The sequence below is a fragment of the Hymenobacter lapidiphilus genome (genome assembly GCF_003417065.2).
Lineage (GTDB): Bacteria > Bacteroidota > Bacteroidia > Cytophagales > Hymenobacteraceae > Hymenobacter.
Map to the genome: position 1 here is coordinate 89,296 of NZ_QVLT01000012.1, position 14,846 is coordinate 104,141.

10 protein-coding genes and 1 tRNA gene are annotated in these 14,846 nt (G+C 61.8%); 7 read left to right on the forward strand and 4 right to left on the reverse strand.

The genetic code is table 11. The annotated features are described in order from the left end of the window. Window positions 1-181: 181 nt before the first annotated feature. Entirely contained in the window at window positions 182-1,672 is a 1,491-nt protein-coding gene (locus D0N36_RS09270) for a nicotinate phosphoribosyltransferase (protein WP_116941113.1), read from the reverse strand. 58 nt (window positions 1,673-1,730) lie between these two features. Here D0N36_RS09270 and D0N36_RS09275 point away from each other — a divergent pair, with 58 nt between their 5' ends. The 3 genes from D0N36_RS09275 (at window position 1,731) to D0N36_RS09285 (ending at window position 3,641) form a co-directional block, all read left to right on the forward strand. Continuing rightward, window positions 1,731-2,423, forward strand: coding sequence for a DUF1345 domain-containing protein (locus D0N36_RS09275; protein ID WP_116941114.1), 693 nt, complete (start codon window positions 1,731-1,733; stop codon window positions 2,421-2,423). A 91-nt stretch (window positions 2,424-2,514) separates the two neighbouring features. After that, window positions 2,515-3,201, forward strand: a complete 687-nt coding sequence (locus tag D0N36_RS09280) for a response regulator (RefSeq protein WP_116941115.1) — start codon at window positions 2,515-2,517, stop codon at window positions 3,199-3,201. A 35-nt stretch (window positions 3,202-3,236) separates the two neighbouring features. Continuing rightward, window positions 3,237-3,641 carry a hypothetical protein gene (locus D0N36_RS09285; protein WP_116941116.1) on the forward strand — a complete coding sequence of 135 codons (405 nt, stop codon included), beginning with the start codon at window positions 3,237-3,239 and terminating at the stop codon, window positions 3,639-3,641. Window positions 3,642-3,705: 64 nt separating this feature from the next. Here D0N36_RS09285 and D0N36_RS09290 read toward each other — a convergent pair. Then, window positions 3,706-3,777 (reverse strand) — tRNA-Arg (locus D0N36_RS09290). A 100-nt stretch (window positions 3,778-3,877) separates the two neighbouring features. On the opposite strand from D0N36_RS09290, the gene D0N36_RS09295 reads away from it, so the two are divergent. Continuing rightward, entirely contained in the window at window positions 3,878-5,044 is a 1,167-nt protein-coding gene (locus D0N36_RS09295; protein ID WP_116941117.1) for a DUF2652 domain-containing protein, read from the forward strand. Between the two features lie 209 nt (window positions 5,045-5,253). On the opposite strand, the gene D0N36_RS09300 is transcribed toward D0N36_RS09295, so the two are convergent. Next, entirely contained in the window at window positions 5,254-6,495 is a 1,242-nt protein-coding gene (locus D0N36_RS09300; protein ID WP_116941118.1) for a Pycsar system effector family protein, read from the reverse strand. Window positions 6,496-6,743: 248 nt separating this feature from the next. On the opposite strand from D0N36_RS09300, the gene D0N36_RS09305 reads away from it, so the two are divergent. The 3 genes from D0N36_RS09305 (at window position 6,744) to D0N36_RS09315 (ending at window position 12,622) form a co-directional block, all read left to right on the forward strand. Beyond that, window positions 6,744-10,649: a metallophosphoesterase gene (locus tag D0N36_RS09305; RefSeq protein ID WP_242478859.1), complete on the forward strand. Its 3,906-nt coding sequence runs from the start codon at window positions 6,744-6,746 to the stop codon at window positions 10,647-10,649. Between the two features lie 215 nt (window positions 10,650-10,864). Further along, entirely contained in the window at window positions 10,865-11,998 is a 1,134-nt protein-coding gene (locus tag D0N36_RS09310) for a DUF6268 family outer membrane beta-barrel protein (RefSeq protein ID WP_147320815.1), read from the forward strand. A gap of 198 nt (window positions 11,999-12,196) precedes the next feature. Then, window positions 12,197-12,622 carry a hypothetical protein gene (locus D0N36_RS09315; RefSeq protein WP_116941120.1) on the forward strand — a complete coding sequence of 142 codons (426 nt, stop codon included), beginning with the start codon at window positions 12,197-12,199 and terminating at the stop codon, window positions 12,620-12,622. 71 nt (window positions 12,623-12,693) lie between these two features. Here the strand turns inward: D0N36_RS09315 and ppk1 are convergent, their stop codons facing one another. Next, window positions 12,694-14,817 carry a polyphosphate kinase 1 gene (gene ppk1 / locus D0N36_RS09320; RefSeq protein WP_116941121.1) on the reverse strand — a complete coding sequence of 708 codons (2,124 nt, stop codon included), beginning with the start codon at window positions 14,815-14,817 and terminating at the stop codon, window positions 12,694-12,696. Between the last annotated feature and the right edge of the window lie 29 nt (window positions 14,818-14,846).

Sequence of the window (14,846 nt, forward strand, 5' to 3'; positions counted from 1 at the left end):
CAAAGTATTCCGCTCCGCTGCCAGATGGAGCGCAATGGTCTGGGGCCAATTTGGCTTTGTTCGCGGGGTATTAACTCCCCTGCGGCAACACGCGCTACAGCGTAACGCAGGTGTCGGTAATGGCATCGAGGTCATTCCACAGGCCCCCGAAATGTTGCGGGCGCACCCGCGGGCAGGCAGCTTATGCCTCTTCCAACCCGCGCTTTTCCAGAATCAGGCGGTTGCGGTAGTCGTAGAGGGTTTCTTCGAGGCCCACGGGGTACGTGTGGGGATTGAGGAAGCGGCGGATGCTGGGGTCGAGGGCCAGCACTTCGCGGTGGGCGCGGGTGCGGCTTTCATCCAGCGTCGGCAGCGGCTGCACCAGCTGGCCCCGCCGAAACACGGGCTCCAGCAGCTCGCGCGAGGGCGTGTCGGGCCGCACCACGCGGCGGCGGGAGGCGTCGAGCGGGTCGATGATGGTGAGCGGGCCGTCCGTCAGCGGCTCGGCCGTGTTGTAGAGCATGTCGGCGCGGGGCTGGCCCTTATCGGTTTGGTAGCGGCGCACCTGCAGAATGCCGGGGATGCTGGTTTTGGCCAGTTGCTCGCTGAGCTTGATAGTGAAATCCCAGCCCGAGTCATCAGCCTTACGCAATGCGGCCAGCTTGTACACCCCTCCCAGCGCCGGCTGGTCGTAGGCCGTTACGAGCTGCGTGCCGATGCCCCAGGTATCAATCTTCGCCCCCTGCGACTTAAGGCTGATAATCAGGTTTTCCTCCAGGTCGTTGCTGGCCACGATGCGCACGTTGGGGAAGCCGGCCTCATTCAGCAGCTCCCGCGCCTCGCGGCTCAGGTAGGCCAAATCGCCCGAGTCGAGGCGGATGCCGCCCAGCTCGTGCCCTTCGGCCCGCATGGCGCGGGCCACTTTAATAGCCTTGCGCACGCCCTCCAGCGTGTCGTAGGTATCCACCAGAAACACCGAGTCGTCGGGGAAGGCCTTGGCGTAGGCGGTAAAGGCCGTTTCCTCATCCTCGAACGCCATTACCCAGCTGTGGGCGTGCGTGCCCTTCACCGGAATGCCAAACCGCTGGCCCGCCAGCACGTTGCTGGTGGCATCAACCCCGCCCAGATAGGCGGCCCGGCTCGCCGAAAGGCCCCCGTCGGTGCCCTGGGCGCGGCGCAAACCGAACTCCAGCACCGTATCGGAGCCGGCGGCCTCGCAGATGCGGGCGGCCTTGGTGGCAATCAGCGTCTGGAAGTTGACGAGCGTGAGCAGGGCCGTTTCGATCAGCTGGGCCTGCAGCAGCGGCCCGCGCACCCGAATCAGTGGCTCGTTGGCGAAGGCCACCGTACCCTCGGGCATGGCGTCCACGTCGCAGCTGAATTCCATAGTCCGCAGGTACTCCAGGAACTCCGGCGGAAACAGGGGTGTGCCCTTCGCCCCCTGCAGGCTGGCCAGGTAGCGCAGGTCGTCGTCGGAAAACTTCAGGTTTTCGAGGAAGTCAGCCACGTAGGCCAGGCCGGCGGCCACGGCGTAGCCCCCCTTGAACGGCGGACGGCGGAAGTAGAGGTGAAATACGGCTTCACGGTCCTGCAGGCCCTGCTGCCAATAGCCGTAGGCCATCGTGAGCTGGTATAAGTCGGTGAGCAGGCTGAGCGAGGGCGTGTAGAGGCCCGAAAGGGGAGCTGGGTTCATGCAAACGATAGATTGGATGCCGTAGCTTACGCAGAAAAATCTGTTTAGCCGATTTTCTATGTTGCAACCGTCCGCCAGCGCCCCTTCCTCTGTGCTCCGGCTGCTGGAGCAGCTGCCGGCCTGGCAGCGCCTGTCGCTGGGCTTGCTGCCGGCCGCCCTGGCCTACTTGCTGCTACCGGCGGGTTGGCCGGCGCTGCTGTATTTGTTGGCCGTCTGGGACGTGTTTGCTTTGTTCACGCTGCTGGTCGCCGCCGCCATCATCCTAACCGCCGATGTGGACCAGCTGCGCCGCCTGGCCAGCCGCGAAGACCCCGGCCGGGCCATTTCGCTCGGGGCGGTGGTGCTGCTGGCCGGCACCAGCCTGCTGGCAGTGGGCCAGCTGCTGGCCGTGGGCCGCGAGGCCGACCCGGCCGGGGCCTTGCGGCCCGAGGTAGTGGTGGGGGCAGTGGCCGTGCTGGCGGCCTGGCTGCTGGTGCACACGCTGTTCACGCTACGCTACGCCCACGTGTTTTACGGTAGCGGCAGCAGCCGGCCGGTTGGCGGGCTGCAGTTTCCGGGCGACGAGCCCGAGCCCGACTACCTCGATTTCGCCTACTTCGCCTTCGTGATTGGCATGACGGCCCAGACCTCCGATGTGGGCATTACCAGCCGGCAGATGCGGCGGCTGGCACTGCTGCACGGTTTGGTGGCTTTCGGCTTCAATACGGCCGTGGTGGCGCTGGCCATCAACGGGCTGGCCGGCCTGCTCTGAGCCGCCCGGTCGATTGCCAGCGGACCTGGTAAATACTATATTGTACCCACCGCACCTCCCCTTCCTGCCTCCTGCCTCCTGCCCCGCAACGATGATTCGAATTCTACTCGCCGACGACCACACCATTCTGCGCGACGGTATCAGGGCGCTGCTGTCCCGCGAGGCGGACATGCAGGTGGTGGGCGAGGCGGCCAACGGCCAGGCCCTGCTGGAGCTGCTGGCCCACACCCCCGCCGACCTGGTGCTGCTCGACATCAACATGCCCGTGCTCGACGGCTTTGCGGTGATGCCGCTGCTGCGCCGGCAGTTTCCGCAACTGCGGGTGCTGGTGCTCTCCATGCTCGACCACGAAAACTACGTGCACCGCATGCTCGAAGCCGGGGCCCTGGGCTACGTGCTCAAGAATGCCGACAGCACCGAAATCATCCACGCCATCCGCACGGTGGCCGCCAACCAGCCTTTTCTGTGCACCGAAATCGGGCTGGGCCTGCTGCGCCGCCTAGTGGAGCGCACGCCCGTGCCCGCCCCGCTGGCCGCCATGCCCTACCGCACCCGCAGCGGCTGGCCCATCGCGCCACCCCATACCGAGCTTTCGGGCCGCGAGCTAGAGGTGCTGCAGCTCATTGCCGAGGGCCTCACCAACCAGGAAATTGCCGATAAGCTCTTCGCCAGCAAGCGCACCATCGAAACCCACCGCCAGAACATCATCGAGAAAACCCAGACCAAAAACACCGCCGCCCTCATCCGCTACGCCATGAGCACGGGGTTGATTGGGTAAGAAGTCCCACCTACTATAGCATTGCCAATTACCTTATGCTTACGCCCCCTCCTCGCAAACCCGCTGTGCTGGCTGGCAACCTGCTTTTTGCCGCAGCTTCACTTTCTATTATCAGCTTTTTGGCGTTCTGGCCCTTACCCGTCGGCGTGCTGAGTTGGGCCGTTTGGGCAGCCGGTTTCGGATTCTATTTGCTCATCGCCTACGTTGTTCGGCGGGGAGACACTGGGGCCCGCACCGTTCTGCTGATGGTGATGGGAGCCGTGTTACTCAATCATCTCGTCGACAACGGATTTACACTGCCGCAACTGCCGAGTCCGCCACTACATGCCGCCGCGTGGGTGCTGGAAGTACTGCTGCTATTTGGAGCACTAGCGCTGCTCTACCTCCGGCCCCGTTCAGGTTTGCCTATGCCTACCGACAATGCTACGGTTGAGCCCTGAGTTTTCCGCATAGCACCGTGGCAAATAAAAAACCGTGTCTGCAAACTGCAAACACGGTTTCAAGTAGCCGCGACGGGAATCGAACCCATATCAAGCGTTTAGGAAACGCTCGTTTTATCCATTAAACTACGCAGCCGGGCACCTCGGCTCCAAAGGTACGCCGAAAGCGCAGGCGGGCCAAATGGCGCGTATATTCGGCGGGCGGCGTTGTTGCAGCCACCTTTTTCCCAACTATTATGGGCGTACTGGAGGACTTACGGGCCAGAAGGCGGCGGATTGGCACCGTGGCCACCTCGGCCTTCGACGGGCAGCAGCCAGCGCTGCTGTTCATTCCCGACATCAGCGGCTTCACGCGCTTCATCGAGCAGTCGGGCAGCCCGCAGGCCCCGTTTCTGGTCGCCGATCTGCTCGAAATCCTCATTGAGGCCAACACCCTGAAGCTGGAAGTAAACGAGATTCAGGGCGACGCCGTGCTGTTTTACCGGCTCGGCCCGCCTCCTTCGGCCCGCGAGCTGGTGCAGCAGTGCCGCCGTATCTACCTCGATTTCCAGAACTACCTGCTGCTGGTGGAGCAGGACACCGATTCGGACCTGGCCGCTGCCCTGCGCGAGCTAGTGCTCACGCTTAAAATTGTGGTGCACTACGGCCGCGTGAGCGTGGCCCGCATTCGGCACCACACCAAGCTGATGGGCCACGACGTGATTGTGGTGCATCGGCTGCTGAAAAACGACATTTCCGGCGCCGAGTACATCCTGCTCACCGAGGGCTATACGAGCACCCAGCCGCGGGCCGAACTGGCCCGCGCCTTCGCCTGGACGCGCCTGCTGCCCGGCTCCACGCACTACGACTTCCTGGGCCACACACCCTACCACTACGCCTACCTCTCGCCGCTGCGGCTGCTGCTAAACGCCCCCTCGCTGCCCGGCTCCACCAGCACCGACGAGCCCATGCCCGGCCACAGCGGCCGCCTGAAGGTGCGCCGGCCGCTATCTGTACCGGCCGAGTATGCCCTGCGGGTGGTGGGGGCGCTGCGCCTGCGCCATTGCTGGCTGGCCGGGGCCACGGCCAGCCGCTTCGATGTGAGCAAGGCCGGCCGGCTGGGCACGAGCTACAAGGTGGCAGTGCTTAATGGCCAGATTGATTTCCAGACCGTGCAGATACTGCGCGACGATGACGGGCGCTACACGTACGCGGAGAAGATTTCGCACTTCCGCCTCTTTCCCAACGCCCTGCTTTTCTTTCATCTCGAACCCATAACCGACACCTCCTGCCTGCTCACGCTGGAGCTGCGCTACGGCCACATTGCCAGCAGCTCGCGCCTCATCCAGTTCGGCCAGCTGCGCCGGCTACACCGCTTCCTGGGCTGCTCGCTGCGGGGGCTGGCCCGGCTGGTGGCGGGTTAGATACTCGGGTTATCGTCGCGTCCAGAGCACCGCGAAAAGCCCGTACAGAGGCCGTTCGCAAGGCAGCCAACTCTAAACAAAACGTCATGCTGAGCTTGCCGAAGCATCTCTACCGCAGTAGCATAGGATTACTGTTACGGTAGAGATGCTTCGGCAAGCTCAGCATGACGTTTTGTTGACTTCAGGACTTCCGACAGCTCTTACTTACGTTACATCTTGTACAGCAGCGCGATACCGAACGACAGCGCCGTCAGAATCAGGCCCACCATGAAGATGGTGTAGCTTAGGCGCAGCAGGCGGTATTTGCGGGTGAGCACGTCGCCGAGGTAGTACACGTCGGTTATCATGTTGGTATACACCGAGTCGCCGGTTTTCATCAGCTCGTACATACCGCCCTGAAAGTCGTCGAGGCTGAGTTTGCTGAAGTTACCGAAGAACAGCAGGTTCACGCGGCGGTTGGTGGCAATCTGGGGGCTGCGCTTGAGCCACTTGAAGCTCGTTACATCGGGCTGGGCGCACAGGATGGCCGTAATCACCGAGCCCAGGGCCGTGGCCAGCAGAATACCCATTGGCACGGCAATAATAGGGTTTTGGAGAACGGTCATATCGGAAAGGGCCGCCGAAGTGCTACCCAGCTTGGCACCGAAGTAGGTGATGATGAGCGACATGAGCACGGCGTTGAGCGAAATCATCATGCTCGCCTTCTTGTCGGCCATATCCGACAGCTTCATGTGGTTGCTGTACATGGTGCGGAACATTGTTTCGATGCCCCGCTTGGGCTCGGCGAAGGTACCTTCGGCTTCCTCATCCTTCTTCTTGCGCTTTTTCTCGGTTTTCTTGAGGGCCTTGCGCTGAGCCTTGATGTTTTCCTTGAACTGCTCTTCGTAGCGCTTTTTGCCCTCCGACGAGTAGAAGTGGGCGTTGGACAGGAAGTCGAGCTGGCTCTCGGCCCAGTCGGTGTTGCTGAAGGTACGGCCCAGGGCGGCTTCCCACTCGGCCCGCAGCAACTCCCCGTTGGCAAAGAAATCTTCGCGGCCCATACCGCTCATGTCGGCATCTACGAGCAGCTTTTCCAGCGGCGTGCGGCGCTCGGCCTCGCGGTGCGTGGCTTTAACGAGGCTTTGCACCAGCGCCACACGATCGGGCGGGTAGTGCTGGCCGGCCAGCCACTCGCCCGCCAGCTCGGCGCTCCGGAACTCGTGGCCGTCGTAGGTATCAATGTAGCCCACATCGTGAAACCAGGCGGCCAGCAGCAGCACCTCCAGGTCGGGAGCCTCCAGGCCGGCGGCCTCGCCCAGGGCTTTGGCCTCCTTCACCACCTGGGCCGTGTGCCGGGGCGAATGGTAAACAAGCTTGGAAGGCAGTTTTTCTTCGAGCAGGGCCAGCACGTGGGCCTTGGCATTCTTGATAATTTCGGCTTTGGCCGGAGACGGGGTAAGAGCAGTTTCCATTGGGAAGAGCGGGGGCACGAGAAGAGTAAACGGGGGCCGATGGGGCTTACAACGCTATTCGGGCCCGCGAAGTTGGCACACCGGCCCCAACCGTGCTTCCGCGAATTGCGTAGGGCAGCACAATGGCCTGGGCCGAACGGTATTTATGCCTTGTATTGGGTAAGTTTACGGTCTTTTTTGTTGTTCAGCCTGTAGCCGGCCCCGCCCGCTGCGCCCCGCCCCCGACTTCGCACTCCCTGTTTTATTGTATGAATCGAAATTATCTGCTGCTGACTTTGCTGTTGGCCATGTTCGGCGTTACGGCTCCGGCCCTGGCCCAGAAAAAAGCGAAGGTCCAGACGCCCCATCTCGAGCGGCCTAACTACCGCGGGGCCGGTGTTAACTGGGAGTCGAAGACCCCACCCGATACTTCGCGCATTCGCTACTCCATGTTCCTGATTGGCGACGTGGGCAAGCCCGAGCTGGAGTCGAATGGCGGCGAGCCCTCGCTTAACCTGATGCGCAAGCAGATTCTGGCGGCCGGAGCCAAGAGCTCCACCGTATTTCTGGGCGACAACATCTACGAGTACGGCCTGCCCCCCGAGGGCCACTTCGACCGCAAAGAGTCGGAGCGCCGCATGGTTGGCCAGCTGAAAACCCTGCGCGACTACGCGGGCGAGAAGTACATGATACCCGGCAACCACGACTGGAAGCAGGGCCAGCGGGGCAGCGTGGCGCAGGTAAACCGCGAGCAACAGTTTGTAGAGGACTACCTGCGCTCCGACTCGGCCGCTTTCCCCTACACCGGCGACTTCTTTTTGCCCCGCGATGCCTGCCCCGGCCCGGTAGAAATCCGGCTACAGGATGATCTGGTGATGATTGCCATCAACTCGCAGTGGTTTCTGCAGCCCGCCGGCGACCGGCCGGCCGGCGGCAACAGCAACTGCGGTGTGGCCAACGAAACCGACTTCTTTACCCGCCTCGAAGACATTATCCAGCGCAACGCCGGCAAAAACATTGTGGTTGTAGCCCACCACCCGCTGTATTCCGACGGCATTCATGGCGGCTACTTTACGCTCGGCGACCATATCTTCCCGCTCTCCATCGTTTATAAATATGCCTACCTGCCGCTGCCCGTCATCGGCTCCATCTACCCGTTTGCCCGCAAGTATGGCGGCGTAAGCCAGGACATTCCGCACCCGCTCTACCAGGCCTACAAAAAGGGCCTGATGGATATTTTTGAGAAGTACCCCAACATTGTATACGCCGCCGGCCACGAGCACAACCTGCAGTATTTCAAGGTGGGCAACCTCAACCACATTGTCAGCGGCTCGGGCTGCAAAACCCAGCACGTAAAGCCCGGATCAGGCGGTACCTCCGAATTCTCTGACAAGGAAAAAGGCTTCGCCCGCGTGAATTACTACGACAACGGCGAGGTGTGGGTAGAGTACTATGTGCCCGATGGCACCGGCGACACCGGCCGCCTCGTGTTCCGCACGCCCATGTATGCCCGGCAGGCCGAGGTAGCCGTGGCCGAGCAGCCCACCAATAGCCTGCCCGCCAACCGCCCCGATTACCGCGACTCGACCATTACCGTGGCCGTTAATCCCCGCTACGCCGATCGGGGCAAGTTTCACAAGTTTCTGTTTGGTGAGCACTACCGGAAAGAGTGGGCTACGCCCGTCACGTTTCCGGTACTCGACCTGGCCACCGAGAAGGGCGGCCTGACGCCCTATAAAGTGGGCGGCGGTAAGCAGACCACCTCGCTGAAACTGCGCAACGAAGAAGGCCGCCTGTTCAGCTTCCGCGGCATCGATAAGGACCCGGCGGCCGTGCTGCCGGCCGCGTTGCGCACCGGCGCGGCGGCCGATGTGCTGCAGGATCAGATTTCGGCCCAGCACCCTTACGCCGCTATTGCCCTGCCCCCGCTGGGGTCGGCGGCCGGCATTCTGCACACCAACCCCGAGTTGCGCTACGTACCCCAGGACCCATTGCTGGGCCAGTACCTGCCCCGCTTCGGCAACATTACCGGTACGCTCGAAGAAGATGCCAAGGACGACCAGAGCAATGTAGCAAGCCTGGGATTCGCCGAAAACCTGGTGGGCACCGACAAAGTGTTTGAGCGCATCACCGACGACAACGACAACAGCGTGAAGCAAGTGGCTTTTGCCCGCTCGCGCCTGTTTGATATGTGGGTGGGCGACTGGGACCGGCACGAGGACCAGTGGCGCTGGGCCGAGAAGAAGGACAAGGACGGCGACCGGAAGTTTACGGCCGTGCCCGAAGACCGCGACATTGCCTTTTTCAAGGGCGATGGTCTGCTGCCGTATCTGGCGTCCCGCAAGTGGGCCATCCGCAACTTTCAGAACTTTGGCTACGACTACGCCGACTGGAAGGGCCTGAACCTGACGGCCCTGAGCAACGACCGCGTGTACCTGGCCGAAGTAACCAAGGAAGAGTGGGTAGAGCAGGCCCAGGAAATGAAGGCGGCCCTCACCGACAAGGTGATTGAGGACGCCATCAAGGGCCGCTTTCCGGCCGATATCTATGCCCTGCACGGGGCCGAAATTGTGGCCAAGCTGAAAAGCCGCCGCGACCTGCTGCCCGAAGTAGCAGCCGACTACTCGGGCATGCTGAACAAGGTGGCCGAAGTAAAAGGCTCGAAGAAGCGCGAACGGTTTGTGGTGGAGCGCCTGCCCGGTAAAACCCGCGTTTCGGTCCAGAAAATCAATAAAGAAGGCGAGCTGACGAAGATGATTTTCGACCGCACCTTCGACAACAAGGAAACCAAAGAGCTGCGCCTGTACGGCTTTGCCGGCGAAGACCAGTACGAGCTGACCGGCGACGTAAAGCAGGGCCCGCTCGTCCGCATCATCGGCGGCATCGAGCGCGACTCGATTGTGGACCGCTCGAACGTGCGCGGGCTGGCCCACCGCCTGCAGGTGTTTGATGCCGACTCGGGCAACGTGATTGTCGCCGGCCCCGACGCCCGCCTGCGCCTGGAGCCCGGCCTCGATGTGAGCCGCTACGATGTGCACTCGCGCGCCGACCGCAAAGACTACACGCTCAACTACTTCGGCCCCGCACTGTACTTCGGCTACAATGTCGATGACCGGCTGTTTCTGGGTGGCGGAGTGACTTACCGCACCTACGGTTTCCGCAAGGAGCCCTACGCTACCGAGCAAAGCCTGGCGGCCAACTACTCGCCCTCGCAGAGCGCCTACAACGTGCGCTACAAGGGCCACTTCGTCGACCTCATTGGCAAGCTCGACCTGCGGCTCGATGCCCAACTCTACGGCCCCCAGCTGCTCTACAACTTCTTCGGCCTGGGCAATGACACCCGCAACACCCTCGCCGACGACGACGACACCCGCAACCGCGACATCAACGACACGTACCGCATCCGCTTCTCGCGGCTGTACGTGAACCCGATGCTGGAAAAGGAAATTTTCAGCTTCCTCAAGCTCGGCTTCGGCCCGCAGTTCGACCAGTTTCGGGTAGAGCGTAACCAGATTGGCCGCGAGATTGAGCGGGGCCTGGACGTAGCCGGCAACGGCGTGAGCGGAGCCGCCGTTGGCATTCGTTCCTCCGACTTCGGCCTCAACCGCTACCTGGGGGGCAAGGCCTACCTCAACCTCGATGTAGCCTCCTCGCCCAAAAACCCGCGTATCGGCTTGCGCATCTACAACTCGGCTGAGTACAACCGCCAGCTCGGGGGCGAGAAGCTCAGCTATAGCCGCCTGGCTACCGAGGCCCGTTTCTATCTGTCGCCCAACTTCCCGTTTCAGCTCACCTGGGCCGGCCGCATCGGAGCCACCCGCAACCTGGGCGACTACCGCTTCTACCAGGCCAGCACGCTGGGCGGCACCACCAACCTGCGCGGCTACCGCCGCACCCGCTACGCCGGCCGCTCGTCGGTGTTTGCCAACGGTGAGGTCCGCGTGCAGCTGTTCGAGTTCAATGCCTATCTGGTACCGGGCAAGTTCGGCCTCCTGGGCCTGGCCGATGCCGCCCGGGTATATTCGCCCTACGACGTGAAGACTGGCGTTAAGGCCTTCCACACGGCTTACGGTGGCGGTGTCTGGGTTGATGTACTCAAGCAGGCCGTCATCAACGCCACCTATTCGGTAGGCGAAGAGAAGCTGCTGTTCGTGGGCTTCGACTTCCTGTTCTAGCCCAGCGCGCTGCCTCAGCCTCTATCAGCCGCTCCTGCGGCGGCCACGAAGAGCCTCTACCCCGTTTGTACGACTCGCTTTTAGCAGCGTTTCCGCGGGGTGAGGCTCTTTTTTCTGCCGCTGAAAGTTGTTTTCGCGGTCGACGCCGGTGCTATTTCATCCTTTTCGTGGCTTGGTCCGTTAAGGCCCTAACCAGCCGTTAAGCCCTTTCCCGTATGCCCGTTTTCTCGCCCCCCACCCGTTGTTTGTTTTACTACCTGAGCGCGGCTGCTGTACTGGCCGGCAGCGTGGCGCAGGCGCAGGTAAAGCCCAGCAATCCGCCCGTGTATCCACCGCCCGCCCCGCTGGCCACCGATACGATGCAGGCTAACCAGGTAGGCCAGGCCCAGCAGTTTGCCGTACCCTCGGTGGTGGGCATGGGCCCGAGCAAGGGCGTGGTGGCCAATATTGAGAGCCTGAGCAATTTCCGCATTACCACCCGCCTACCAGAAGAAGGCGACCGTGAAACCAGCACCACGGTTATCAAAAACCGCCGGGCTTTCATCAAGGGTTACATTCCGGTCTGGAACCGACCTCACCTCAAGGTGATTCTGGGCTTCAACTACGACCGCGAGGAGTTCCAGTTTCGCGAGCCTGGCAACGCGGTATTCTACCGCGACCTGGAGGATAAGGGCCTTAAAACCCTGGGCACCCAGCTGGCCGTCATTCGGCCTGTCGATGAGGTGCATTGGTATCTGGCCCGGGTAAAGGCCGAGCTCAACGGCGACTATACTTCCTCGGAGCTTTCAGTGAAAGACTACCTGAGAACATCGGGCGAGTTTATCTATGGCTGGAAGCGTAGCCCGTATTTTTCCTGGGGCGTGGGGGCGCAGCTTAGCTATACGTTCGGGCGGCAAAGCATCTACCCAGTTATTCTCTACAACCGCACCTTCAACCCACGCTGGGGTGTCGAGTCGCTGTTTCCGGCCCGCGTAACGCTGCGCCGCAACCTCGACCCCAAGACGCTGCTGTTCGGGGGCTATACCGTCGATGGCTCGAACTATAACATCAAGCTCCGTGAGCCGCTGGGCGACCTGCGCACCCTCATTGTGCGGCAGCGGGAGCTAAAGCTGCGGCTAAGGGCCGAGCGCGAGATTTACGACTTTCTCTGGTTTGGCCTCGAAGGGGGCTACCGCTACAATGTGGGATTCAGCGCGTTCAACGAAGATAACTACCGCCGCAGCCTGCTCGGTATCCTAAGCGGCGGCCGCACCCGGGCCGTGGATAACACGCTGGGCGGAGCACCTTACTTCAGCGTAGAACTGTTTCTAGTGCCCCCACGCAAGCTGCTCAGTAAGCTCGCCAAATAACCGGATGGTCAGATCGGCGCAGGCGCCAACTGCCGACCTAACTGGCAACAGGGGTTGGGGTCAGGTGGAGCTTACCGAGAGAAAACCGGCACCGGTTGGCTGTTGGAAGTGCCTGGCCTACTTTTGGAACGCCACTGTAGCAACCTACTCCCCGGCAAGCTGCGTTCAAAAGTACTTGACGCACTTTTCGGCCAACTCATGCAAATTTCCCAAAACATTGATTTAACTGACGACAGCAGCTGCACGGTCTACTATGAGGAGCTGCCGGGCTGGCTGCGGGCTGTGTGGCTGGGCTATGTGGACGTGGCGGAGGCTTATGCCGGGGCTGGCCACCTGCTCGAAGTTGAGCAACAGTTTCGTTGCCCCTACCTGCTCAATGATAACAGCGGCCTACGCGGCCCCTGGTTCGATTCGATGGATTGGCTGAGCCAAGTATGGCTGCCACGAGCCATGGCGCTGGGCCTGCGCTACGTGGCCCACGTTCCGCAGCCCGGCGGCTTGGCCGGCGAAATGGCTGCCGTTCACTACGCCCCGTTGCCCGAAGGCCTGGAAATTCAGGTGTTTGATAACATCACCCACGCCGAGCAGTGGTTGCGCGAAATGCAGGCAGCCCAGCCAGAATAAAAAAGCCCAGCCCGGGCAGATACTCTGCAGGTGGAGTATCTGCCCGGGCTGGGCTTCGGCATTTGCCCGGCTTACTTAGCCGCCTTTTTGGGGGCTGTGGCCGGGCGCTTGCGGGCGGGGCGGGCTAAAGCCGCGAGGTAGGCGTAAGTTTCAAACTGCGCCCGCACCTCGCCCTCAGCGGCGGCGGCTTCCTCGGTTGGCCCCACAAAGTTATTCTGCCAGTCGCGCGACTTCACGCTGTCCTGGCGCTGGAAATTGAGCAGGTCGAGCAGTTCGGCCCGCAGATCAGGATCCAGGATGGGGAAGGCTACCTCTACCCGGCGGTCGAGGTTGCGGTTCATCCAGTCGGCCGAAGCCACGTACAGCTTCTCGTCGCCCCCGTTGCCGAACACATACATGCGCGCATGTTCCAGAAACCGGTCGACGATGCCGCGCTGCTGAATGTTGGTGCTTTGGCCGGGCAGGCCGGGCATCAGGCACGAAATACCCCGGACAAGCAGCTCGACGCGCACACCGGCTTCGGAGGCTTCGTAGAGCTTGCCAATCATGCGCTCGTCCTGCAGCGCATTCAGCTTGAGAATAATGTAGGCCTCCTGGCCTTTCCGGGCCAACTCTATTTCGTGGTCGATGAGAGCGTTGAGTTGCTGGCGCAGCTCGAAGGGGGCCACCAGCAGATGCTGAAACTGGCCTGTTTTGTCGAGGTGGTCGTGGAAGTAGCGGAATACCTCGGCCACCTCGCGGGTAAGCTCGGGGTGGGCCGTAAACAACCCGTAGTCGGCATATACCTCGCTGGTTGCCTCGTTGAAGTTGCCCGTACTCAGGTAGGCGTAGAGGCGGTTGTGCCCCTCTTCGGCCCGCGTGATGAGCAGCATCTTACTGTGCACCTTCAGGCCGGGCATACCATAGATGACGTTGGCACCGGCTTTCTGCAGCTTCTCAGCCCAGAACATGTTGCTCTCCTCATCGAAGCGCGCCTTCAGTTCCACTACCACAGTTACCTGCTTGCCATTTTTGGCCGCCTTCAGCAGGGCCTTAGCCACGGCGCTCTTGCTGCCTACGCGGTAGAGCGTAATGCTGATGTCGCTCACCTGCGGGTCGCGGGCCGCCTCGTTGAGCAGGCGCGTCACGTAATCGAACGACTGGTAGGGCGGGTGCAGTAGGTGGTCGCGGCGGGCGGTGGCGGCCAGTAGCGAGCCGGTGCGCGGCAGTGTGGGGTGCGGCAGCGGCGGCATGGGCGCGTATTGCAGGTGCGTCAGACCAAAATCAGGAAACCCGAAAAAGTCGCGGAAGTTGTGGTAGCGGCTGCCCTCTACCAGCTCCTCTTTCCCAATGCCGGTTTTCTGCCCAATGGCCTGCAGGATGGCGTCGGGCATAGCGGGGTCGTAGAGCAGGCGGGCCGGAAAGCCGGTGGCGCGCTTCTGCAAACTGCTTTTGATTTTGGCCAGCAGGTTATCCGATACTTCCTCATCAATATCGAGCTCGGCATCGCGCGAAAGCTTAAGCGCGTGTACCTGCACCTTCCCATAGCTAGGGTACAGCGCGGCCGCGCAGCAGCGGATTACATCGTCGAGAAACATGACGTAGTGCTCGGTGCCCACGTCGGGCAGGCGTACGAAACGACCGCCGTGGCGCTTGGTGGGCAGCTCCATGGCCAGCACGCGCTCCTCATCGTGCTTTTGGGGGTTGTGCGGCTCAGTCAGGTAGAAGGTCAGGTACACGCTCTGGTCGCGCAGGAACAGGTGGTGCAGGTTGTCGTCGAGGATGATGGGCGAGAGCAGGTCGCGCACATTTTCTTCGAAGTACTGCTTCACCCAGGTGCGCTGCTCGGCCGTAAGCTCCTGCTCCGAAATCAGGTGGATATGTTCGCGACCCAATTCGGGCAGAATATGGTTGCGGAACGTGTCGCCGAACGCCTGCTGCTGGCGGCCTACCTCAGCCAGCAGTTCGCTGAGCTGCTCGGCGGGGTCCTGGCCCAGCTTGGCCTTGGTTTTTTTCTTGAGCTTGCTGAGCCGACGCAGCGTGGCCACCCGCACCTTGAAATACTCATCGAGGTTGCTGCTGAAAATGGCCAGAAACTTCAGCCGCTCCAGCAGAGGCACAGCAGGGTCCTGGGCCTCTTGCAGCACCCGGTGGTTGAAGGTGAGCCAGCTGATTTCCCGGTTTAGCAGTTGCGGCTGGGACGATTTGTCGGTCATTTTTTAGTGGGCTGGTGGTCGGTAACAGA